Source organism: Flavobacterium sp. Root901, from assembly GCF_001429765.1.
GTDB lineage: Bacteria > Bacteroidota > Bacteroidia > Flavobacteriales > Flavobacteriaceae > Flavobacterium.
Genome location: NZ_LMJB01000006.1, coordinates 44,125 through 68,186 on the forward strand (window position 1 = coordinate 44,125; position 24,062 = coordinate 68,186).

Below are 24,062 nucleotides of genomic sequence, written 5' to 3' on the forward strand. Positions count from 1 at the left end.
ATCGATTTTCCTTGGAACAAAAAAAGCTCTTAATTATAACGTATTACTTTCCTCCGGCTGGCGGACCAGGAGTACAGCGCTGGTTGAAATTTGTAAAATATCTTCCGGATTTCGATATTCAGCCCATTGTATATGTTCCTGAAAATCCAACCTATCCGATTATTGACGAAGGTTTAGTAAGCGAAATTTCAGATAAAGTAATTGTTCTTAAAAATAAAATTTGGGAACCGTATCAACTGGCTTCTGTTTTCTCAAAGAATAAAACCAAGAAAATTAGTTCCGGAATTTTTCCGCATAAAAAAAAGCAGACTTTTTTAGATAAAACATTCCTTTGGGTACGCGGAAATTTATTTATTCCCGATGCCCGCGTTTTTTGGGTAAAACCTTCTGTTTCCTATCTTCAAAAATATATTAAAGAAAACAATATAGATACAATTGTAACTTCCGGACCGCCGCACAGTTTGCATTTAATTGGTTTAGAACTGAAAGAAAAATTAAATGTAAAATGGTTTGCAGATTTCCGCGATCCCTGGACTACTATTGGTTATCATAAAGCGCTGCGTTTATCTGGTTACGCTGCTAAAAAGCATAAAAAAATGGAGCATAAAGTGCTCAATTCAGCCGATACTATTATTGTAACAAGCAAAACGACAAAAACAGAATTTCAGGCCATTACCAATAAGCCAATTGAAGTAATTACAAACGGTTACGATATTGAAAAAGTTGACAAACAAACTTTAGATACCAAATTTACGCTGGCTCATATCGGGTCGTTTTTATCAGACAGAAACCCAAAGTTTTTATGGGAATGTTTAGTAGAGTTACTTCAGGAAATCCCCGGTTTTAAAACAAATCTGGAAATTAAATTGATTGGGGCAGTAAGTCAGGAAGTTTTGGATTCTATTGAAGAATTTAAGCTGCATGATTATTTGAATCTTTTAGGATATGTTTCACACAGTGAAGCAATTGCGCATCAAAAAAAGTCTCAGGTTTTGCTTTTAATTGAAATTAATTCAGAAGACACTAAAAGTATCATTCCGGGCAAATTGTTTGAATACATGGTTTCAAATCGTCCAATAATTGCTATTGGTCCGCAAGGTTCTGATTTTGCAGATATTATAAAAGAAACCAATACCGGAGTATTTTTTGATTATTCAGAAAAAGCGAAATTAAAAAGTGTAATTTTGGACTTTTATAATCAGTTTTTAGAAGGGAAATTACAGGCTGATGGTGTTGGTTTACAACAATATTCAAGAAAAAACCTGACTAAACAATTAGCACAATTGATTTCATTAAAATCATAATTTCAAACTCTACAATCTAAATTCTGCAATCAAAAAATGGGTATTGTCTTAAACCAGTCTTTTAAAAACACCATAATCACGTATATTGGCTTTGCAATTGGAGCCATTAATACACTTTATTTGTACCCGGTTTTTTTAGGTGCAACCTATTATGCCTTAACTAATTATATTACATCTGCAGCAAATGTTATTATGCCTTTGTTTGCCATTGGAATGCAGAATACATTAGTCAAATTTTATTCGCAGTATAAAACCGAAGAAGAAAGAGAACAGTTTTTGTCTTTTACCGCTTTATTTCCTGTTTTAATGTGTATTCCTTTAGGATTGATTGGTATTTTCTTCTATGATGATATAACCGATTTTGTTTCTAAAGAAAATCCTGTTGTAAGGGAATTTATGCTTTTAATTCCTTTTATCGGAATTTGTATGGCCTATTTTGAAATATTTTATGCCTGGGCAAGAGTTCATATGCATTCGGTTTTTGGCAATTTTATTAAAGAAGTTGGATTAAGACTACTTTCGACAGTTGCTTTGATTGGGCTGTATTTTGGATGGATTTCGCTTGTAGAATTTGTTTACGTAACTGCAGCGATTTATTTCATAGCATTTTTAGTAACGATGTTCTATGCGTTCTATATTAAAAAACCAAATTTTCAGATTACTATTCCTGATAATGTGAAAAGTGTTATGGAGTATACTTTTTATATTATTCTTTCAGGAAGTGTTGCCAATTTACTTTTGGACGGAGATAAATTGATGCTGAATCAATATATGAAAATCGAAAACATCGCTTATTATTCTGTTGCGACCTATATTGCGCTGGTAATTTCGGTTCCGAGTCGTGCAATGCATCAGATTGTTTATCCCATTACAGCGAAGTTGATGCATGAAAACAAACACGACGAATTAAATCAGCTTTATAAAAAGACTTCTATAAACTTACAGATTGTGGGAGGTTTTGTAATGCTTTGCATTTTTGTAAATATTAATCAGTTATACGAACTGGTTCCTAAAGAATACAGCGGAGGTATTGCGGTTGTATTTATGATTGGTCTTTCTAAATATTTTGATTTGATTTTAGGAAACAATAACGCGATTATTTTCAATACAAAATATTACCGAATGGTATTGTATTTAGGATTAATGCTGGTTTTTTTGACTATAATTCTAAATATGATTTTTATTCCAATATTTGGAATTTTTGGTTCAGCTTTCGCCACTTTATTATCGATTACCTTGTATAGTTTAGCTAAGCTGCTTTTTGTGGTTAAAAAACTTCATTTATATCCGTTTACAAAAGAAACGCTTTCGTCAATGCTTTTGACGTTTGTTTTGTTTCTGGTTTTTTACTTTTGGGAGTTTCCGTTTTTCCAGCTTATCAGCATTGCTTTAAAATCTATTTTGGTAACCATTTTGTATGTTTATCTTAATTATAAGTTTAATATTTCTCCGGATATTAATAAAGTTATTGATACTATTTTTAGAAAAATTGGGATCAGGATTTAAAGATAAAAAGCTCAAAAAAAATTTTTTTTTATTGCGCTTGTTCTGAAATTATATAAAAAGAGATTAGAAAGCTGTCATTTTTTATTACATGTTGAAAATGTAAAAAGAATCTTAAAGTTTTTATCTCATTTATTTTGTAATTCAATTTATTAAATTTAATTTTATGTAGATTTTTATTACATCTCTTCATTGACAGCATGAAAAATATTTGCGTAAAGGCAAAAAAGAGACGTTCTAATTTCACTTAAATCAAAAAGAGCTATCCCATTGTTAAATTTAAAGTATCACATGCAGACAAAACCAAACAAATGATTATGAAAAGCAATAAGCTAAGTCAGGAACAAAGTGTACAGGTGTTTTCTAATATGATATCTAACAAGGTTCATAATGGATTTACACTAGAAGAGAGAAATGATGAATTACTTTTTGCAGTTCTTTCTAAAGGAGGAAAAGTAGTTAACCACAGTTTAAATTTCATGATTTTTTGTTTAACCCTCGGATTATGGTCATTTGCCTGGCTATATCTTACATTAGAGGCTTCAAAACAAAAAAAGGTATTAGTAGCCATCGACGAAGATGGATTTCCTTTTGAAGAAAAATGTTTAGTAGCTTAGATTTTCAGACATTATGTCTTAAATAATAAGCCAAAACAATTTCAAAAAAAAGCAGCCATATGTTAATTGCATATGGCTGCTTTTTTTTATAATGCATTTTAAGTTTGAAGAAGGTTATACTTAAAGTATTTTCTAAAGTTTATCTTTTAAATAAATTCCCGTAACAGATTCTTTTATTTTAACAATATCTTCAGGTGTTCCTTCAGCTAATAGATGTCCGCCGTTTTCACCTCCTTCAGGTCCTAAATCTACAATCCAGTCGGCGCATTTTATCAAGTCTAAATTGTGTTCAATAACAATAATCGAATGTCCTTTCTCGATTAATGCATCAAAAGAAGCAAGCAGTTTTTTAATATCGTGAAAATGAAGCCCGGTTGTAGGTTCATCAAAAACGAATAAAGCTTTATGTTTTGTTGCTCCTTTTACTAAAAATGAGGCTAATTTAATACGCTGCGCTTCACCACCCGAAAGCGTAGAAGAAGATTGTCCTAATTGTACATATCCTAAACCAACATCTTTAAGAGGCTGTAATTTTTGAATGATTTTTGACTGCTTGTTTTTTTCGAAAAAAGCAATTGCATCATCAATTGTCATTGTAAGGACATCATTGATGTTTTGGTTGTCAAAAGTAACTTCGAGAATCTCCTTTTTAAATCTTTTTCCGCCACAGGTTTCACAAGGCAGCGAAACATCGGCCATAAATACCATTTCAACGTTTATAGACCCTTCTCCTTTACAAGTTTCACATCGGCCTCCATCAACATTAAATGAAAAATGTTTGGCCTGATATCCTCTTATTTTAGATAATTTTTCTTTTGCGTATAAATCACGAATGTCATCGTATGCTTTTATGTATGTAACCGGATTCGATCTTGAACTTCTTCCAATCGGATTCTGGTCGACATATTCAATATGTTTTATCTGGGAGAAAGATCCTGAAATTTCGCTAAACTGTCCGGCTTTTTCAGCAGCATTTTCTAGCTTTTTCTGCATGGCAGGAAATAGGATTTTTTTAATCAAAGTACTTTTTCCACTTCCTGAAACTCCGGTTACAACCGTTAAGATATCCAGAGGAAAAGTAACATTAATATTTTTCAGGTTATTTTCTCTTGCGCCGATAATATCAATATGATTTTTGAATTTTCGTCTTTTCTTCGGCACGGCAATTTCCAGATCACCGTTCAGATATTTTGAAGTAAGCGAATCTGATTTTAAGATTTCTTCATACGTTCCCTGTGCAACCAATTGTCCTCCAAAAGTTCCGGCTTCGGGGCCAATATCTATAATCATATCGGCAGCTTTCATAATATCCTCGTCGTGTTCTACAACAATTACGGTATTTCCTAAATCTCTAAGAGAAAGCAAAACTTTAATTAAACGCTCAGAATCTTTTGGATGCAGACCAATACTTGGTTCGTCCAGAATATACATTGAGCCAACCAGACTGCTTCCTAATGAAGTGGCAAGGTTTATACGCTGTGATTCTCCACCGGAAAGCGTTGAGGAATTTCGGTTTAAGGTTAAATAATCTAAACCAACTTCCGTTAAAAAAGACAAACGATTGTTGATTTCAACCATTAAACGTTTTGCAATTTGCTGTTCGTAAACATTTAATTCCAGGTTTTTGAAAAAAGTAACCAAATGTTTAATAGGAAGATCAACTAAATCTGAAACCGTTTTACCTCCAATTTTTACGTAAGATGCTTCTTCGCGTAAACGTTTTCCACGGCAGGCGTGACATTTTGTTTTTCCGCGGTAACGTGACAGCATTACACGGTTTTGTATTTTATAATTTTTTTCTTCAAGTTCTCTGAAAAAATCGTTCAGACCCTGAAAATATTGGTTTCCAGTCCAGATTAAATCTTTTTGGTTTTCTGAAAGTTCAAAATAAGGTTTGTGAATTGGGAAATCAAACTTATAAGCATGTTTTATCAATTCATCTTTATACCAGCTCATACTTTCGCCTCGCCACGGATAAATGGCACTTTCAAAAACAGATAAGGAGGTATTTGGAACTACCAAATCAGCATCAATGCCAATAATATTTCCATAACCTTCGCACACAGGACAAGCGCCGTAAGGATTATTAAAGCTAAACAAATGAACGTTTGGCTCTAAAAAAGTAATTCCGTCCAGTTCAAAGTTGTTTGAATAAGAAAACCTTTTATTCGAACCCAGTTCCTGAAGGGAACAAATCCCTTTTCCTTCAAAAAATGCAGTTTGTACGGCATCTGCCAGACGATTGTAGAATTCCTCTTCTTCTTTTACGACGATACGGTCAATGATTAATAAAATGTCTTTATTATCCAGCTGATGAAGATTTTCAGGGGAAAACTCATCTAAACGCACCATTTCATTATCAACTAAAATACGTGCAAAACCCTGTTGTAAAAGTATTTTTAATTTATCTTCGAGCTGGCGTCCTTCTTCTAAATGAATAGGAGAAAGAAGAAGCCATTTACTCTCGATTTCAAATGTTTTTACATCGACAATGACATCAGAAACGGTATTTTTTTTAACTTCTTGTCCCGAAACCGGTGAATACGTTCTTCCAATTCTGGCAAACAAAAGTTTGATATAATCGTAAATTTCTGTTGAAGTTCCAACCGTAGAACGGGCATTTGTAGTATTTACTTTTTGCTCAATAGCAATTGCAGGAGCAATTCCTTTAATGTATTCAACTTTTGGTTTGTCTAACCGGCCCAAAAACTGACGCGCGTAGGAAGATAAACTTTCTACATAACGTCGCTGTCCTTCAGCATATAAAGTGTCAAAAGCTAAACTTGATTTTCCTGATCCTGAAAGACCTGTAATAACAACAAGTTTGTTTCTCGGAATGGCAACATCTACATTTTTTAAATTATGTACCTGTGCGCCTTTAATGATAATATTTTGCTTCGGGTCGAGTGTAGAAAGATCAATTTGCATAAAAAAAGTTCAATTTTTACAAAAGTAATCAATTTTGAATAGAGTTTTGTTAAGGATATTGTTCCAAATCTTAACAGAATTTCCATGTTGGATTCTCTTTTTGCTTTAGCTTTTTTTTACCAAAAATTGTTATTTCCATCTAAAATATGCTATTTTAGAACTGTTTTAGTACCATTAATAATCCTGACCAAATTTGAAAACTAAACTCTCTATCTTGTTATTTTTATTGAATTTCCTGATGTTCGCACAGGAACTTCCACCAATCGTTAAATATTCTTCGTTTGTTTATGGAGCAGGAAATCAAAGCTGGATGATTTCTCAGGACGATGAAAATTATTTGTATTTTGCTAATAATGACGGACTTTTGGAATATAACGGAACGAACTGGCAATTGTATCCGGGACCAAATGAAACCATTATTCGATCTGTAAAAGTAATTGGAAATAAGATTTTTACGGGCAGTTACATGAATTTTGGTTATTGGGTAAGAAATGAAAACGGTAAATTAAAATATACGTCACTCAGCGATAAAATTAAAAGTAAAATTTTAGATGATGAACAGTTTTGGAACATCTTAAAATACGATCAGTGGATTTTATTTCAGTCGTTAAACCGAATTTATATTTATGATACCAAAAGTAAAAAGTTTAATATTATTGCGCCTAAAAATGGCGTTATAAAATCATTTGCGGCTAAAAATGCTATTTATTTTCAAACGATTAAAGAAGGTCTTTTTGAAATTGAAAGCGGAAGGGCAAAATTAGTTTCAGATAATCCGATTTTGAAGAAATTTACAATTGCCAATGTTTTTACAACAGATGATGGTTTGTTGATTCAAACCCAGTTAGACGGAATTTACAAACTTATTGGAAATTCGCTTACAAGAATTGCTACAGATGTCGATGCGGAATTAAAATCAAGTTTTGTATACAGCAGTCAGCGTCTTCAGGATGGAAGTTTTGCATTGGGAACGGTTTCAAACGGAGTTTTTATTTTATCGGATAAAGGAAAACTAAAATACCATTTGACACAAAGCAAAGGGCTGAGCAATAATACAGCTTTGTCGCTTTTTGAAGATAAAGACCAAAATTTATGGGTTGGATTGGATAACGGAATTAACTGCATCAATATTCAGTCGCCCGTTCATAGTTTTACTGACGATACAGGCGTTATGGGAACGGTTTATGCATCTGCCGTTTTTAATGGAATGCTGTATATTGGGACCAATCAGGGATTATTTTGCAAATCAACTCAGGGTAATTCAGAGTTTAAATTTATAAACGGAACAAAAGGTCAGGTCTGGTCATTATTTGTTTATGATAATACGCTTTTCTGCGGACACGATTCCGGAACTTTTGTAGTAACAAACGATTTGGCAAGAAACATATTTTCAGCTTCGGGAACCTGGAAATTCGAACCGGTTTCAGGAAATAAAAATCAGCTGATTCAGGGAAATTATTATGGATTATCAGTGCTGGAAAAAGTCGATAATCAATGGATTTTTATAAACAAAATTCAAGGTTTTGATTATTCCTCGCGCTATTTTGAAATTACAAAAAATCTTGAGGTTTATGTGAGTCATGAATACAAAGGCATTTTTAGATTAAAACTCGACAAATCACTTTTAAAGGCACATAATTTTTACGCTTATAAATCGCCTGAAAAAGGAAACAGCGCCAGTTTAACGACTTTTAATAATTCAATTTATTATGCTTATAAAGGCGGAATTTTTAAATTAAATCCTAAGAGCAGGCAATTTGAAAAAGATACAGTTTTAAGTTCAATTTTTGAAAAAGACGAATATACATCGGGAAAATTAATTGTCGATAAATCGAATAAAATCTGGTTGTTTTCTAAAAACTACATTCATTATTTCTCCGCCAGTAAACTGAGTAATCAGTTAAAACAAAATATAATCCCGATACCGTCTTCATTGACCAATTCAATGCTGGGATATGAGAATATCACGCAAATTTCAAAATCAACGTATTTAATTGGAACTACAGACGGTTATTACACCCTGAACATCGATGATTTGAGTTTTAAAAACTACAGCGTTTTTATTACTGATATTACAATAAACAAGCAAAACGAAACTTTTAAAAATGTTGGAATTCAGAGTGAAGGAAGTTTTCGTTATGACGAAAATAATATTACACTCAATTACACCGTTCCGGAATACAATAAATACATCAATTCTGAATATCAATATTTATTAGAAGGTTTTCAGAATGACTGGAGCGAATGGAGTACAAAAGCAACTGCAAATTTTAAAAATCTGCCGCCGGGAAAATATACCTTTAAAGTCAGAGCAAAATATGCCAATACCATTTTGCCAAATACGGCTGTTTATACATTTGTTGTTTTAAAACCCTGGTATCTGACCAATCTGGCTTGTTTTATTTATTTTCTTCTGATTCTGGCTATGGCTTATTTTATTAATAAAGCCTATCGTAATTATTATCAAAAGCAAAAAGAAAAACTTATTGAAGAGAATAATCTCCTGTTGGAAATTAAGGAACTTGAAAATGAACAGGAATTAATGCGAATCAGAAACGAGCAGCTTTCTCAGGACGTAGATAATAAAAATCGGGAACTGGCAGTTTCTACTATGAGTTTAAACAGTAAAAATGAACTTTTGGCTTTTATAAAAGAAGATTTAAAGAAAACAGCCCAAAATGACAGCACTAATATTAAATCTGTAATTAGTACGATCAATAAAAATATTACCGAAGAAGATTCATGGAATGTATTTAAAGAAGCGTTTGATAGTGCAGATAAAGATTTCCTCAAAAGAATCAAACAAATGCATCCAGCTTTAACGCCAAATGATCTTCGCCTGTGTGCCTATCTTCGATTAAACCTTTCGTCAAAAGAGATTGCGCCTATGTTTAATATTTCGGTGCGAAGTGTTGAAATAAAAAGGTATCGTTTGCGTAAAAAAATGGATTTGCAGCACGAAATCGGTTTAGTTGAATATATTCTGGCTGTATAGTATTTCAGAAAAAGATTAAAAATAACTATACATTACCACAACATTATACTTTTGTTGGCAAATTCAAGTCAAAATGTTAAAGAAATTAACATTCCGAAATTATAGTTATACGGCGGTATATTTTATGATATCCTGAATTAAGATTATATTTTTTTATGATGTATGTTTTTTGTTGAGGTTAATTTTATCGTTTTCATAAAGGGAACAGATAAATTTAGCTTTCAATAAAAACTAACTAATTATGAAATCTAAGTTATTACTAATTGTACTATCACTATGTACATCTTTTGCGTTTGCGCAATCTATAGATGTAAACGGTACGGTAGTAGATGGGTCAGGATTAGCATTGCCTGGCGTTAATGTAAAAGTTAAAAGTTCGTCACAAAACACAACCACTGATTTTGACGGATCTTTTAAGTTATCAGGAGTTCCGAAAGGATCTCTGGTTGTTTTCAGTTACATAGGCTACAGAACTCAGGAAGTTGCAGTCAATGGAACTAAAATGGCAGTAAAAATGGCAGACGACGCCAAATCGCTTGAAGAAGTCGTAGTTATTGGTTACGGAAGCCAAAAAAAGAGAGAAGTAACCGGAGCCGTATCTGTAATAGACAGCAAAACGCTGGATGTTTTAAAGCCTACCCGTATTGAGCAGGCTCTGCAAGGAACTATTTCTGGTGTAAATGTTACGACGCAGTCAGGAGCGCCGGGAGCACCGCTGGATATTCGTATTCGTGGTATTGCTACAAACGGACAAAATGCACCAACAGCCATTATCGATGGTTATGTGGGAGATTTTGGTTTACTTAATCCAAATGATATTGAAACAATTACGGTTTTAAAAGATGCTCAGGCCGCAATTTACGGAACAATTGGAGCAAACGGAATCATTTTGGTAACAACCAAAATGGGTAAAAAGAACTCTAAAACAAAAGTTTCTTTTAATAGCTACGCAGGATTTCAGGAAACATCAAGAATGCTGCCGACTTTAAATGCAACTGAATATGCACTTTTATTAAATGAAAGTTATGCAAATGGCGGAAGACCGCTTCCTTATCCAAATGTTTCCGGTTTAGGATCAGGTACAGACTGGCAGAAAGAAGTTTTTCATAAAGGAGCGCCGATTATTAATAATGATTTGACAATTTCAGGAGGATCAGATAAAATAACATATTCTGTTAGTGGATCGCATTTAGATCAGGAAGGTATTGTTGGAGGAGATAAATCAGGTTTTTTAAGAAATACAGCAAGACTTGGTTTAAGCGCAGATTTAAGCGATAAATTCAAATTAAGAACCAATGTTATTTATACTTATTTTACCAGAAGAACTTTAAACGAAAACGGACTTGGTTCTGTGTTATTCAATGCACTTAACGTTCCGGCAACGTTAAAACCTTATGATGCAAATGGACAATTTACTTTAGTACCTAGTACAACCGGCTTAGGAACTGAAATTATAAATCCGCTTGCGCAGATTGCCAATACTTATAATGATTACAATTATAAAAAACTGAACGGAAATTTTGGTCTTGATTATAAAATCTTCAAAGGATTTACACTTTCCAGCTCAATTGGTTTTAATACTTCAAACAGCGAAGGAAAATCTTTTGCAAAACAAATTAGTTATGGCGGAAAAGTATTTGACGTTCAAAGAAGTTCTGTAAACCAGTCAGCTGTAAATGATAACAATTACTCATTTGACCTTTTTGGTAATTATGTTACAGAAATTGGAGGAGTTCACAATATTTCAGGAACAATTGGTACTACTATTTTTAAAGAATGGGGTAACGGACTTTCTGCAACTGGTTTTGATGTGCCAAATAACTCTTGGGAATTTGCTGATATCTCTTTAACAAAAGGAGTTTCAGAAACATTAACAAACAGTTCATACGTTTACGATCAAAGAAGGTTGTCTTACTTTGCAAGACTTCAGTATGATTATAAAAAGAAATATTTATTATCAGGGATGATTCGTCGTGATTCATCTACTAAATTCGGTCCGGGAAACAAAGTAGGATATTTTCCATCTGTTACAGGAGGATGGGTAATTTCTGAAGAAGGATTTTTTGGAGAACCAAAAGCAATCAGCTTCTTAAAATTGAGAGCTAGTTACGGAACATTAGGAAATGACCAAATTCCAAATTACGGATATTTAGGCCTTTTAACCGGAGAAGCGACTTATGTGTTCGACGGTTCATTAGTAAACGGAACAGCAACAGGGCAAGTTCCAAACCCGGATTTGAAATGGGAAGAGGCCCAAAAATTTGACGTTGGTTTGGATATGAAAGTTTTAAACGATAAAATTTCTATCGTTGCAGATTATTTCATCGATACCAGAAAAGATTTATTGATCCCGAATATTCCGGTTTCAGGAATCAACGGTACAGGTGCTCCGGGCGCAAGTGCACCAACTTTAAATGCAGGATCTGTTAGAAATAAAGGGTATGAATTTGCAATTGATTATAAAGATAAATTTTCAGATGCCTTTTCATTTAGCGTAGGTTACAATGTAACTTTCCTTAAAAATGAAGTGTTAGAAGTAAACAACGGAACCGGATTTATAGAAGGCGGTGCTTTTGGAGTAGGACAGCCGGCTCCGGCGCGTATGGAAATTGGTAAACCGCTGGGTTATTTCTATGGATATAAAACAGACGGAATTTTTCAAAATCAGGCAGAAGTTGATGCTCATCCGTCACAATTAGCCTTAGGCGCAAATGCTGCGCCCGGAGATCTTCGTTACGTAGACGTAAACGGCGATGGTGTAATTGATACAAAAGATAAAACGAACATTGGAGATCCAATTCCGGACGCAACAATGGGTTTCAACCTTCAGTTAAATTATAAAAATGTAGATTTCGCAGTTTACACTTTTGCTTCTGTTGGAAACGATATGGTTCGTAACTACGAAAGAACATTATCAGATGCAAATCGTTTAAATTATGTTTTAGACAGATGGACAGGCGAAGGATCATCAAATTCAACACCAAGAGTTACAACCGGTGCAACGGCAAACAATGTTTTTTCTGAATATTTTGTAGAAGATGCTTCTTATTTCAGAATTCAGAATGTTCAGTTAGGATATTCTCTTAGCCCAAGCGTTATTCAAAAAGCCGGAATCACAAAATTAAGACTTTATGCAGGGGTAAATAACTTATACACATTTACCAAGTATAAAGGTTTTGATCCGGGAGCTTCAAGCGGTGCACCAATTGGCGGAGGAATCGATTACGGATTCTATCCAATTCCAAGAACCTATTTAATGGGGCTTAACATTAATTTTTAATTTCAATTAAAATGAAAAAATATTTATTTACAACCGTTATAACTCTTGCTCTGTTTTCGACCATAAGTATTTCATGTTCGGATGAGTTTGTAGATCCTTCACCAGAATATTCTATCGATTCTGAAAACTATTTTAATTCAAAAGCAGATTACGATCAAGCATTAATTGCCGCTTACGATTTGCTTCAGTCATCTTATGTAAATGTTTTATTAGGAGAAATTGCTTCAGATAATACATTAGCAGGAGGAGAAAGCCCAACAGACGTTATTGGTTTTCAGCAAATTGATGATATGATTCATACGCCTACAAACAGTAATCTTAGAGATATCTGGAACTGGATGTTTGCAGGGGTTCAAAGAGCTAATTATATTCTTGAATTTAAAGACAAAACCGATTTTCCGGAGAAAACCCAAGTTATTGCAGAAGCACGTTTTTTAAGAGCATATTACCAATTTGAATTAGTAAAATGGTTTGGCGGTATACCAATGAAAGGCGATGCGAGATTTAAAATTGGAGATGAAAAAACGATACCGCGTTCATCAGTTCAGGAAGTGTATGCTTCTATCGAAGCCGATTTAATTTTTGCATCTGCTAATTTAGCCCCAAATGCTTCTCAAAAAGGCCGTGCTACAAAAAGTGCAGCTCAGGCATTATTAGGAAAAGCCTATTTGTACCAAAATAAATATACTCAGGCTGCGGCTGCATTAGACGCTGTAATTACGTCAGGAAAATATTCTTTGGTAACAGATTATAATTCAATTTTTGAAATGGATGGAGAAAATGGACCAGAATCTGTTTTTGAAGTGCAGTATACAGATGTTGAAGGTGCAGGATTTGGATGTTTACAATGTAGTGAAGGAAACGTAGCCGTTGGTTTTAGCGGTGTTAGAAATTTTTCAGGACCACTTTTCTCTTCAGGATTTAGTTTTAATATTCCAACTCAGGAAGGTGCAGATGCTTTTGAAGTTGGTGACAGACGTAAAGATGTGGCAATTTTAGATATCGCTGCTTTTGCTGCTGCGAATGCTAATTATGACGGAGGAAAAGGAGTAAGCTATGGAAAAGGAAATGAAGATACAGGTTTTTTCAACAGAAAATATATTCCAAGAAAAAGAAGCGCTAATGCTCAGGGGGATTTGAACTTAACAAATCCAAATAATTACAGATCAATTCGTTATGCAGATGTTCTTTTGATGGCAGCAGAAGCTTACAACAGAGGCGCAATTGATGATGCAAAAGCAAGAACATATTTAAATCTTGTTAGACAACGTGCATTTGGAGATAATAACCATAATATCACGGCTTCCGGAGCGGCACTTACAGATTTTATCTGGGCAGAAAGAAGAGTAGAGCTTTTTGGAGAAGGACATCGTTTCTTTGATTTAGTAAGAACTGGTAAAGCTGTTGGAAAAATCCCTGGATTTACAGCAAATAAAAACGAGTTATTTCCACTTCCAATCGAAGAAATTCAGTTCGCAAACGGAAACTGGCAGCAAAATCCCGGATATTAAAAAAATACTATTATGAAAAAATTATATTATATATTAAGTCTTGTCGTTTTAACGCTGTTCTTTAGTTGTTCAAGCGATGACAGCAATATTGATTTAGAAGGTGTCAGCGCACCCGAAAACATATCTGCTTTGACCACAGTAACTCAGGATAACTCCGGTAAAGTAACTTTTTTACCAAAAGGAGAAGGAGTGACACAGTACAAAATAAACTTTGGAGACGGATCGCCTGAGTCTGATTATTTTCCGTCAGGAGGAACTGTAACACACGTTTATAAAGAAGGAACTTACCAAAGCAAAATTATTGCAATGGGAATTACAGGAAAAACTACAGAAGCGACTCAGGAAGTAGTAGTTTCATTTAGAGCTCCTGAAAATTTAGTAGTTGTAATCACAAACGATTTATCAGTTTCTAAAAAAGTAACTGTAAAAGCAACAGCCGATTTTGCTTTATTTTATGATGTTTATTTTGGAGAAGAAGGAAAACCAAATCCAATTTCAGCAAATAATGGCGATTCAGTTTCTTATACGTACCAGCAAGCAGGAACTTACACAATTCGTGTAGTTTCAAAAAGTGCTGCCATCAAAACTACTGAATATACAGCACAGGTTGAAGCAAAATTAGTATTGAATCCGACAACTCCTGCACCAACACCTCCAAACAGAGCGGCAGGAAATGTAATTTCTATTTACGGATCAAAATATACGAATGTTGCCGGAACTAACTATTTCCCGGATTGGGGACAAGCAGGACAGGGCAGCAGCTGGACAGAATTTGATTTAAATGGAGACAAAATGTTGAATTATATCAAATTAAGTTATCAGGGAATTGCTTTGGCAGATAATGTAACAATTGATGTTTCTGGTATGGATTACATTCACATGGATGTCTGGACAGCAGATTTACAAAAAATCGAAACTTCACTAATCAGTAAAACAAATGGTGAAAAACCGGTTACAAGAGATCTTACAGCAAATCAATGGACAAGTATTGATATTCCAATTTCGGCATTTACAAGTCAGGGATTAACAGTAGCAGATATTTTCCAGTTGAAATTTGTTGGAACGCCTTGGGCTGGAGGAACTGTATTTATTGATAATATTTATTTCTATAAAGACGTCGAAACATTAAGCACAGCAGCACCAACGCCAACAAAAGCAGCTTCAGATGTTATTTCATTATTTAGTGATGCTTATTCCAATATTCCAATTCAGACATGGCGTACAGACTGGTCTGCAGCGACACTGGAAGAAACGGCAGTAGCAGGAAATGCAGTAAAAAAATACTCAGATTTAAATTTTGTAGGTATAGAACCGGTTACAACAATCGATGCAACAGGAATGACACATTTCCACGTAGATGTTTGGTCTTCAGATTTTACAGAATTCAGAATTAAGTTAGTTGATTTTGGAGCCAACGGAGTTTACAATGGAGGCGGAGATGACAAAGAACATGAACTTAAGTTTACTGCTCCGGCACAAGGACAATGGGTAAGTCTGGATATTCCTTTAAGTGATTTTACAGGATTAACAACCAGAGCTCATATCGCGCAGCTTATTTATTCAGGAACACCAACCGGAAGTCATACCATTTATATTGATAACGTTTATTTCCATAAATAAGAGCAGGTTTTATCAACGAAATTAAAATGAGTTTACATTTTATAAAAAATAACAAAATGAAAAAATATAATAAATACTTCGTATTACTTTTTGCTCTGCTGTTAGCAATAAGTTGCCAAAAAGACGATTATTCTTTTGGCGATTTAACGGCTCCTTCCAACATTCAGGTTACAGCTGAAATTGTAGGGAAAACTGCTGATGCTCCAGATGGAGACGGATCAGGAACGGTAAAACTGACTGCAAAAGCAGATGGTGCTGTTTCCTATAAATATGTTTTTAGTGATGGAACTTCGGAAATTTCTCCAAGCGGAATTTTTACAAAACGTTTCACAAAAACAGGTGTAAATACATATACAGTTACTGTAATTGCAAACGGCAGGGGCGGTGTGGCTTCAAACACAACAATTGATGTTAAGGTGTTAAGTAACTTTAGCGATGATGAAGCTGTAGCATTCTTAACGGGCGGATCATCTAAAAAATGGTATTGGTCAGCATCAGAAGCCGGACATTTAGGTGTTGGTCAGAATGATGGAGATGCAACTAAAAACTATTATGCAAACTACTACATGGCAGGACCTTTCGAAAAAGCAGCATCGCCGGCAAGCAGCTGTTTATACGAAAACGTATTGACTTTCTCTTTAGACGGAGAACAATTGAAATTTGAATTAGACAACGGCGGTGCAACATTCTTCAACGCAGCATTTGCAAGTGTAGGAGGCGGAAGCGGTCCAGATGATGCATGTTTGACGTACAATACAAGCGGGGTTAAAAACGTTTCATTAAGCCCATCAGAATCTGTTGTGACTAAAAATCCAAATCACGCAACACAAACCAGAGGAACAATGCTTAATTTCTCTGACGGTGGATTTATGGGGTATTATATTGGTCAGAGTTCTTATGAAATCCTGTCAATTACAGCAAACAGAATGGTTGTAAGAGCAGTAATGGGAGGAAACCCTGCATTGGCATGGTACCATATCTTTACTACAACACCTCCAAATCAAAATCCGGTAACAGATTATACCAATTTGGTTTGGTCGGATGAGTTTAATACCGACGGAGCTCCGGATGCAGCAAAATGGAATTATGATCTAGGAAGAGGTGATAATGGCTGGGGAAATAATGAAAAACAGAATTATACAAACGCAGCATCAAATGTAAAAGTGCAGGGAGGTAATTTAGTTATCACAGCTAAAAAAGAGGCTTCAGGCGGTGCAGATTATTCATCAGCAAGATTAAAAACAGATGCTAAATTTGCGTTTACTTACGGAAAAGTTGAGGTTAAAGCCAAACTTCCGAGTGGAGCAGGAACATGGCCTGCAATCTGGATGCTGGGACAAAACTATGCTTCTAAACCTTGGCCGGCTTGTGGAGAAATAGATATTATGGAACATGTTGGAAATAATCAAAATGTTATTTTGAGCACGCTTCATTATCCTGGACATTCAGGAGGAAACGGGGTTTCAAGTTCCAAAACATATGCTAACGTTTCAACAGAATTTCATGTTTATAAAGTAATCTGGAGCCCTGCATCTGTAAAAACTTATGTAGACGATGATTTACTTCATTCTGTTCCAAATGACGGATCTTTACCTTTTAACAGCGACTTTTTCCTAATCTTAAACGTTGCAATGGGAGGTAATCTGGGCGGTAATATTGATGGTGCTTTCACTCAGTCTTCTATGGAGATTGATTATGTGAGGATTTATCAATAGAATATAAGTTAATTAATTAGTAATTTTTAGAAGGTCAGTTTCGGCTGGCCTTCTTAATTTTAAAAGGATACTATGAATAAGATAGTTTTACTATTGCTGGTCTGCAGTTTTTCATTTGCACAAGGAGTAAAAAGGAAATTAGTCTGGGAAGAAAATTTCAATAAGAAAAACATAAATGAAAAAATCTGGAATTTTGAACTTGGAGACGGATGTCCTAATCTTTGCGGTTACGGAAATAATGAAAGGCAGATTTATACCAAAACAAATCATGAAATTAAAGACGGAAATTTAATTATAGAAGCCAGAAAAGAAGGCAATAAATACACGTCGACAAAAATTACAACAAAAGGAAAAAAAGAGTTTAAATACGGCCGAATTGAAGCCAGGGCAAAACTCCCAATAGGACACGGTTTATGGCCGGCTTTTTGGATGCTTGGTGCTAATATTGATGAAGTAAAATGGCCAAAAACAGGAGAAATTGATATTTTAGAATATATCGGCAGAGATCCTCACATGGTGTATACAACGCTTCATACGCAGGACAGCCACGGAAATACAATCAACACGAAAAGAACAGAATTTCCAAATATTGAGGAAGGATATCATGTTTATGCCATTGAATGGAATGAAGAAAAAATTGATTTTTTTGTAGATCAGACTTTAGTTTATACCTTCAATCCCGAAGTAAAAAATGAAGATACATGGCCATTCAATAAACCGTTTTATATTATCGTAAATTTAGCCATTGGAGGTAATTTTGGAGGTCCTGAAGTAGATGATTCTGTTTTTCCTCAAAAATATTACGTCGATTATGTACGGGTTTACCAATAAAAAGAATTACATTAAAATTATTAAAAAAGATCAGTTGTAAATAACTTAAATTGTTAGTTGTAAGTTATTTACATCTGTTTTTTATGGATTTACGAATCCATTTTTTTTAACGATTTTTATCAAAAATAGACTTTGCAGTAAAAAACTTAACGAATTAATGTTAATTATTATTGTTTTTGTTTGCTTTTTAAAATAAATATTTGTTAAATTTGGTCACAACAATATTAACATAACTCAAAAAAGATCACGCCTATAAAATAAAATTACTTTTTAGAAAATTACTCCAAATTATTAAAACTAAAAAAGTAGTATTATGGCTGATCTGCACATTCCAGACGCTCTATTAGTAAAAAATTATGTTGAAGGCAACGAAAGTGCCCTTGCAGCATTAATTAAAAGGCACGAATCAAAGATATACGGATTTATATATTCTAAGATTGCTGATAGAGATATTTCAAATGATATTTTTCAAGACACTTTTATTAAAGTTATTAAAACTTTAAAAAGTAATTCCTATAACGAAGAAGGCAAATTTCTTCCGTGGGTAATGCGTATTTCACACAATTTAATTGTGGATCATTTTCGCAAAACCAAAAAAATGCCAATGTACAGAGAAACTGAAGAATTCTCGATCTTCTCAATCATGTCTGACGATTCACTAAACATCGAAAGCAGAATGATTGTAGATCAGGTTGAGGTAGATTTAAAAAGGCTGATCGAAGAACTTCCTGAAGATCAAAAAGAAGTTTTGGTAATGAGAATGTATCAGGATATGAGTTTTAAGGAAATCTCAGAATTAACAGATGTAAGCATTAATACGGCATTGGGAAGAATGCGTTATGCTTTAATGAATTTGAGAAAAATTATAGACAAACATCAAATTATTTTGACCAACTAATACTAATTTGAATATTAGCCCGTTATACTAGTATAAAACATTTACATGGTATGGCGAAAATTTACTCAAAAAAGGCATTAGCTTCTAAAGATTTAAAACCAAAAAAAGAAGTTGTTTCTTTTTTACTAAGCTATTCACAAGCTCTTAAAGTTGTGAAAATTGAAGATAAAAGTTTTGAGATTATAGCTAATTAAACAGCCCGCTGCTCTGGTCGGATGTTTATTTCAAAAGAAAAACCAAATGGTCGTTTTGGTTTAAAACTCACTACTTGTATGAAGATACAAGTAGTGAGTTTTTTTATGCTCAAAATTTAAATTACTGTTTAATGCCCTAAAGGGCTTTTATGACCGATTATTTGTCAGTTCATTTACTTCCAATGAATGAAAAGTGAGTGTTGCAATTAAACACTGTTTTTGTTAAAATCTAATATTTTTATCAAAAAAATTTCTTTATTCAATTATTAATTTTATTTTAGTTAAAAAATAATTACAATTTTATTAAAAATGAAGAATTTTTCGTATTAAAACAATTAGATCAAATAATTTTTAGATAAATAATTAAAAAATATGTTTAACAAATAACCAGAAATTTATGAAGAAAAACTACACTGCTTTATTTCGTTTTGTTTGTATTGTCTCTTAGTGTTCTGCTAAGAAATTAAAATTCTGAAAAATTGAATGTAGAGACTTATGGCAATTATCTCTGGTATTTAATTTTTCTCCCACACAGATTTGAACTATCCAAATCATCTCTGCTGTAAATTCACCAAAAACAAAATCTAATTAACAATCAAACCAACCGAAATATGAAAAAGAACCTAAAGATATTATCAATGCTGCTATTGATAAATGTCGCAGCATTTGCTCAAAATGATCAAATAAAAGAAGCGCAGTCTTTGTACGATAAAGGAAAAAGCGAGGAAGCATTGGCAATTTTAAACAAAACAGAATATCTTATCCTTAACGCATCAGATGAAGCCAAATCTGATTACTATTTTTTAAAAGGAAATGTATATAAAGATTTAGCTGGAAAAAATATAGATGCAGCTAATAATTTTACATTGGCCTCACAAGCTTATCAGGATGTGTTTTTATACGAAAATGAATCAGGAAAGTTTAAGTTTACAGTTAAGGCAAATGCAGCTTTAAAAACTATGAAATCTGCTCTCGTTAATGGTGCAATGACCGATTTTAATGCTGGAAAATTCAAAGAAAGTGCAGAGAAAAGTTATAAAGTTTATTTGTTTGATAAAAAAGACACATTAAACTTACTTAATGCTGCATCATCTTCTATAAATGCTAAGGATTACGAGTCGGCAGTAAAATATTATGAAATCTTAAAGAAAATAAATTTTTCCGGAAAGAGAATGATGTATTATGCTACAAATAAGAAAACAAAAGAAGAAGATTTTTTTGTTTCTACAAAAGCCAGGGAATCAGCTATAGAACAAGGGTTTTATGAAAAACCGAGAAACGAGTTAGTGCCTTCAAAAAAAGTAGAGGTTAACAGTAATTTAGCTTATGCTTATTTAGAGAAAAAAGATTATCCTAAAGCCGAAGCAGCTTATAATTATGTTTTGGAACTTAACCCTAATTACCTGGATGCCTATATAAATATGGCGTATTTGAAACTACAGGTCAAAAAAGATTTAGCCGATGAAATAGCTTCTTTAGGAACTTCTCCAGCCGAAATGCAAAAATATGACAAGCTAAACGCTAAAAAAGATGATATTGCCCGCAGCGCAATTCCGTATCTAAAACAAGCGCTAATTATTGAACCAAAAAATCCAGAAGCGACAAAAACACTTTTGGGAGTATATCGATCACTTGATATGACAAATGAATACAATGCGCTAAAAAGCAGCATGTAAAATAAAAAAGAAGCTGCTAAACTTTCTTTTTAGCAGCTTCTTCTATTATCGATTTTTTTCCAATAGTTCTAGTGATAATATCTTTATCTAAACTCCAGCCGCGAGCAGGAGAATATTCTCTTCCGTACCAAATAATCTGCAAATGCAGATCGTTCCATAAATCTCTTGGAAACAACCTTTTAGCATCTTTTTCAGTTTGTACAACATTTTTCCCGTTTGAAAGATTCCATCTGTGCATTAATCTGTGAATATGGGTATCAACCGGAAAAGCCGGAACACCAAAAGCCTGAGACATAACCACACTCGCTGTTTTATGGCCAACAGCCGGTAAAGATTCGAGTGCTTCAAAACTCTGCGGTACTTCGCCATTGTATTTCTCAATCAGGATTTCAGACAAACCATGAATTCCCTTCGATTTCATAGGAGATAAACCACAAGGGCGAATAATTTCCTTAATTTCCTCAATAGACATTTTTACCATATCATAAGGATTATCAGCTTTTGCAAACAAAAGCGGCGTAATTTGATTTACACGGACATCTGTACACTGCGCCGACAGTAAAACAGCAATTAATAAGGTATAAGGATCTTTATGATCGAGCGGTACAGGTATTGTAGGGTAAAGTTCTTTTAATGTATCAATAACAAATTGCACGCGGGCTTCTTTATTCATTTCGATGGTTTTATTGCCTGTAAAAATAGTATAATTTTAATGATGTGCCTAATCCAGCTTTTCGTTTCAACTCCTCATTATGCCAGTAACATTTTTAAGTATTTAAAAGAGCTTCCGTTGGTCGCTTTTTAAATACAAAAAATGTAAACTGGCATAATTCCGGGGTTTTCACTTCAATCTGGGGCAAAAAGAAAACTCAGGTTATGGAGTTTCGAATAAGAAATCATAAATTTGAAAGAAATATAAAATAAAAATTCCTGCAAGATTTTTAAACCTTGCAGGAATCTAAAATCTAAAATCTAAAATATGACAACATTAAAAGCCGGAGACAAAGCACCTGTTTTTTCAGGAACAGATCAGGACGGAAAAACACATAAACTGGCAGATTATGCCGGAAAAAAAGTAGTAGTTTTCTTTTATCCAAAAGCCAGCACACCGGGTTGTACAGCTGAAGCGTGTGATTTAAGAGATAATTTTGAGCGTTTTAAAGCAAATAATTATGAGCTTTTAGGAGTGAGTGCTGACAGTCAGAAAGCACAATCGAAATTTAAAGATAAATACGAGCTTCCTTTTCCATTAATTGCCGACGAAGATAAATCTGTAATAAATGCATTTGGAGTTTGGGGACCAAAAAAATTCATGGGTAAAGAATACGACGGAATTCACAGAACAACCTTTGTAATCAATGAAAAAGGAATTATCGAGGAAGTAATCGAGAATGTAAAAACAAAAGAACACGCAGCACAAATTTTGAAATAAATTTTAAGCCGCTGTTTAGATATATCAAAGTACCGAAAACTAAAAAAGTCCCAATAAAGGGACTTTTTTTAATTAAGCATTTTCTTCTAACTCCTTCTGTGGATGATATCCAAAAAGGTGATGTTCTTTTATAATTTCCGGAATACCCGGCGGAAGCATTGGTTCCCAGCCTTTTTTTCCCTGATTGATCATCTTTAAAACCTCGCGGGAGAAAACCTCCAGATTATGCGGATCGTAATCTGTAATATCGATTACTTTTCCGTTAAACTTAAAGAACTTGTACAATTCTTTCATTCTAGGATGAACTTTTAAGTTTTCTGAAGTCATTAATTCTCCATTTTCATCCAGCATCGGGTAAAGGAAAACTTTCATATCGCGGTAGAATAATTTTCCAAAAGCTTCCAGAATTCCTCCACTTAAATGGCGGTAATATTTCTCATCAAAAATATCGACAAGGTTATTTACACCCATTGCCAATCCCATACGGGCTTTTGTGTAATTAGCAAAATATTCAACTACTTTATAATATTCCTGGAAATTTGAAATCATAACAGTCTGTCCAAGTGAGCAGAGCAACTCGGCTCTGTCCATAAAGTCACGTTCGTCAATTTCTCCGTCAGAACGTAAATTTGAAAGCGTAATTTCAAAAACCACAAGCGTATTGTCTTTTTCAACTTTGTTTTCTTCAAGGAACATTTTCAATGACTTCTCATACATGTCCATATTTACCTTAGTAACCGGACGAAAACTTCCTCTCAAAGCCAAAAGGTTCTTTTTGTATAAAATGGCCGCCGGAAGAATGTTTTTTCCTTCAGGATTAAACATTACGGCATCGGTCATTCCGTTTTTAACCAATTGCAAACTCATCAAACGATTGTCGACATCGGCAAAACGCGGACCCGCAAAGTTAATCGTATCAATTTCTAACTGGTCTTTATCTAAGTGATCGTATAAATAACGCAGTAAACGTTTAGGATCATTATATTTATAAAAGGCACCGTAAATTAAGTTTACACCTAAAATTCCTAATGTTTCTTGTTGTAATCTGGCATCGGTTTCTTTAAAACGAATGTGAAGAATAATTTCGTTATAAGCTTCGTCTGGTTCAATTTGGTATCGGATTCCAACCCAGCCGTGTCCTTTAAATTGTTTGGCAAAATCTATTGTAGCTACTGTATTGGCGTAGCTGAAGAAAAGTTTGTTTGGGTGTTTTTCTCTGCTTAGACGTTCTTCGATCAATTCCCCTTCAAACGTAAGCATTTTTTTTAATCGGTTTTCAGTAACATATCTTCCGTCACTTTCAACTCCATAAACAGCATCACTAAAATCTTTGTCATAAGCCGACATTGCTTTTGCAATAGTTCCTGATGAACCTCCGGATCTGAAAAAATGTCTAACTGTCTCTTGTCCAGCTCCAATTTCAGCAAATGTCCCGTAAATATTCTCGTTTAAATTAATGCGTAAAGCTTTGTCTTTTATAGAAGGAATCTGTTCGATGACCTTGTCACCTTTGAGTTTTATTTCTGTACCCATTTTATTTTAAATAGATTTGTTACAA

At 33.9% G+C, this 24,062-nt stretch carries 16 protein-coding genes; 13 read left to right on the forward strand and 3 right to left on the reverse strand.

The features are described from left to right. Nucleotides 1–11: 11 nt before the first annotated feature. The 3 genes from ASE21_RS09560 to ASE21_RS09570 all read left to right on the forward strand — a co-directional run bounded on the left by ASE21_RS09560 (nucleotide 12) and on the right by ASE21_RS09570 (nucleotide 3,424). The gene (locus tag ASE21_RS09560; protein WP_057122418.1) at nucleotides 12–1,304 is read left to right on the forward strand and encodes a glycosyltransferase family 4 protein; all 1,293 of its coding nucleotides are present in this window, start codon (nucleotides 12–14) and stop codon (nucleotides 1,302–1,304) included. Between the two features lie 36 nt (nucleotides 1,305–1,340). After that, nucleotides 1,341–2,810: a lipopolysaccharide biosynthesis protein gene (locus ASE21_RS09565; protein ID WP_057122419.1), complete on the forward strand. Its 1,470-nt coding sequence runs from the start codon at nucleotides 1,341–1,343 to the stop codon at nucleotides 2,808–2,810. A 314-nt stretch (nucleotides 2,811–3,124) separates the two neighbouring features. Further along, the gene (locus ASE21_RS09570; RefSeq protein ID WP_053473773.1) at nucleotides 3,125–3,424 is read left to right on the forward strand and encodes a hypothetical protein; all 300 of its coding nucleotides are present in this window, start codon (nucleotides 3,125–3,127) and stop codon (nucleotides 3,422–3,424) included. 132 nt (nucleotides 3,425–3,556) lie between these two features. Here the strand turns inward: ASE21_RS09570 and uvrA are convergent, their stop codons facing one another. Further along, on the reverse strand, nucleotides 3,557–6,352 hold the full coding sequence (uvrA, locus tag ASE21_RS09575; RefSeq protein WP_057122420.1) for an excinuclease ABC subunit UvrA: 2,796 nt from the start codon (nucleotides 6,350–6,352) through the stop codon (nucleotides 3,557–3,559). A gap of 193 nt (nucleotides 6,353–6,545) precedes the next feature. Here uvrA and ASE21_RS09580 point away from each other — a divergent pair, with 193 nt between their 5' ends. From ASE21_RS09580 to ASE21_RS09615, 9 genes are all read left to right on the forward strand, one after another. Beyond that, nucleotides 6,546–9,347 (forward strand): triple tyrosine motif-containing protein, encoded by a 2,802-nt coding sequence (locus tag ASE21_RS09580; protein ID WP_317039140.1) that lies wholly within the window; start codon nucleotides 6,546–6,548, stop codon nucleotides 9,345–9,347. A 241-nt stretch (nucleotides 9,348–9,588) separates the two neighbouring features. Next, on the forward strand, nucleotides 9,589–12,627 hold the full coding sequence (locus tag ASE21_RS09585) for a SusC/RagA family TonB-linked outer membrane protein (RefSeq protein ID WP_057122422.1): 3,039 nt from the start codon (nucleotides 9,589–9,591) through the stop codon (nucleotides 12,625–12,627). An 11-nt stretch (nucleotides 12,628–12,638) separates the two neighbouring features. Further along, nucleotides 12,639–14,138 (forward strand): RagB/SusD family nutrient uptake outer membrane protein, encoded by a 1,500-nt coding sequence (locus tag ASE21_RS09590; protein ID WP_057122423.1) that lies wholly within the window; start codon nucleotides 12,639–12,641, stop codon nucleotides 14,136–14,138. A gap of 12 nt (nucleotides 14,139–14,150) precedes the next feature. Then, nucleotides 14,151–15,758, forward strand: coding sequence for a PKD domain-containing protein (locus ASE21_RS09595; RefSeq protein ID WP_242410245.1), 1,608 nt, complete (start codon nucleotides 14,151–14,153; stop codon nucleotides 15,756–15,758). 56 nt (nucleotides 15,759–15,814) lie between these two features. Beyond that, nucleotides 15,815–17,473: a family 16 glycosylhydrolase gene (locus ASE21_RS09600; RefSeq protein ID WP_057122424.1), complete on the forward strand. Its 1,659-nt coding sequence runs from the start codon at nucleotides 15,815–15,817 to the stop codon at nucleotides 17,471–17,473. A gap of 72 nt (nucleotides 17,474–17,545) precedes the next feature. Then, entirely contained in the window at nucleotides 17,546–18,304 is a 759-nt protein-coding gene (locus tag ASE21_RS09605) for a family 16 glycosylhydrolase (protein ID WP_057122425.1), read from the forward strand. A 313-nt stretch (nucleotides 18,305–18,617) separates the two neighbouring features. Then, the gene (locus tag ASE21_RS09610) at nucleotides 18,618–19,202 is read left to right on the forward strand and encodes an RNA polymerase sigma factor (protein WP_057122426.1); all 585 of its coding nucleotides are present in this window, start codon (nucleotides 18,618–18,620) and stop codon (nucleotides 19,200–19,202) included. Nucleotides 19,203–19,252: 50 nt separating this feature from the next. Further along, the gene (locus tag ASE21_RS21950) at nucleotides 19,253–19,396 is read left to right on the forward strand and encodes a hypothetical protein (protein WP_165608771.1); all 144 of its coding nucleotides are present in this window, start codon (nucleotides 19,253–19,255) and stop codon (nucleotides 19,394–19,396) included. A gap of 611 nt (nucleotides 19,397–20,007) precedes the next feature. Further along, on the forward strand, nucleotides 20,008–21,072 hold the full coding sequence (locus ASE21_RS09615; protein WP_057122427.1) for a tetratricopeptide repeat protein: 1,065 nt from the start codon (nucleotides 20,008–20,010) through the stop codon (nucleotides 21,070–21,072). Nucleotides 21,073–21,088: 16 nt separating this feature from the next. Here the strand turns inward: ASE21_RS09615 and nth are convergent, their stop codons facing one another. Beyond that, entirely contained in the window at nucleotides 21,089–21,745 is a 657-nt protein-coding gene (nth, locus tag ASE21_RS09620; RefSeq protein ID WP_057122428.1) for an endonuclease III, read from the reverse strand. 306 nt (nucleotides 21,746–22,051) lie between these two features. Here nth and bcp point away from each other — a divergent pair, with 306 nt between their 5' ends. Continuing rightward, the gene (gene bcp / locus ASE21_RS09625; RefSeq protein WP_057122429.1) at nucleotides 22,052–22,504 is read left to right on the forward strand and encodes a thioredoxin-dependent thiol peroxidase; all 453 of its coding nucleotides are present in this window, start codon (nucleotides 22,052–22,054) and stop codon (nucleotides 22,502–22,504) included. A gap of 72 nt (nucleotides 22,505–22,576) precedes the next feature. Here bcp and ASE21_RS09630 read toward each other — a convergent pair whose 3' ends face one another. Further along, nucleotides 22,577–24,037 carry a TonB-dependent receptor gene (locus ASE21_RS09630; protein WP_057122430.1) on the reverse strand — a complete coding sequence of 487 codons (1,461 nt, stop codon included), beginning with the start codon at nucleotides 24,035–24,037 and terminating at the stop codon, nucleotides 22,577–22,579. Between the last annotated feature and the right edge of the window lie 25 nt (nucleotides 24,038–24,062).

Coding starts and splice junctions, on each gene's coding strand:
- ASE21_RS09615 (WP_057122427.1), top strand. CDS start 20,008: ATGAAAAAGAACCTAAAGATATTATCAATGCTGCTATTGATAAATGTC.
- ASE21_RS09595 (WP_242410245.1), top strand. CDS start 14,151: ATGAAAAAATTATATTATATATTAAGTCTTGTCGTTTTAACGCTGTTC.
- ASE21_RS09630 (WP_057122430.1), bottom strand. CDS start 24,037: ATGGGTACAGAAATAAAACTCAAAGGTGACAAGGTCATCGAACAGATT.
- nth (WP_057122428.1), bottom strand. CDS start 21,745: ATGAATAAAGAAGCCCGCGTGCAATTTGTTATTGATACATTAAAAGAA.
- uvrA (WP_057122420.1), bottom strand. CDS start 6,352: ATGCAAATTGATCTTTCTACACTCGACCCGAAGCAAAATATTATCATT.
- ASE21_RS09590 (WP_057122423.1), top strand. CDS start 12,639: ATGAAAAAATATTTATTTACAACCGTTATAACTCTTGCTCTGTTTTCG.
- ASE21_RS09605 (WP_057122425.1), top strand. CDS start 17,546: ATGAATAAGATAGTTTTACTATTGCTGGTCTGCAGTTTTTCATTTGCA.
- ASE21_RS09610 (WP_057122426.1), top strand. CDS start 18,618: ATGGCTGATCTGCACATTCCAGACGCTCTATTAGTAAAAAATTATGTT.
- ASE21_RS21950 (WP_165608771.1), top strand. CDS start 19,253: ATGGCGAAAATTTACTCAAAAAAGGCATTAGCTTCTAAAGATTTAAAA.
- bcp (WP_057122429.1), top strand. CDS start 22,052: ATGACAACATTAAAAGCCGGAGACAAAGCACCTGTTTTTTCAGGAACA.
- ASE21_RS09600 (WP_057122424.1), top strand. CDS start 15,815: ATGAAAAAATATAATAAATACTTCGTATTACTTTTTGCTCTGCTGTTA.
- ASE21_RS09570 (WP_053473773.1), top strand. CDS start 3,125: ATGAAAAGCAATAAGCTAAGTCAGGAACAAAGTGTACAGGTGTTTTCT.
- ASE21_RS09585 (WP_057122422.1), top strand. CDS start 9,589: ATGAAATCTAAGTTATTACTAATTGTACTATCACTATGTACATCTTTT.
- ASE21_RS09565 (WP_057122419.1), top strand. CDS start 1,341: ATGGGTATTGTCTTAAACCAGTCTTTTAAAAACACCATAATCACGTAT.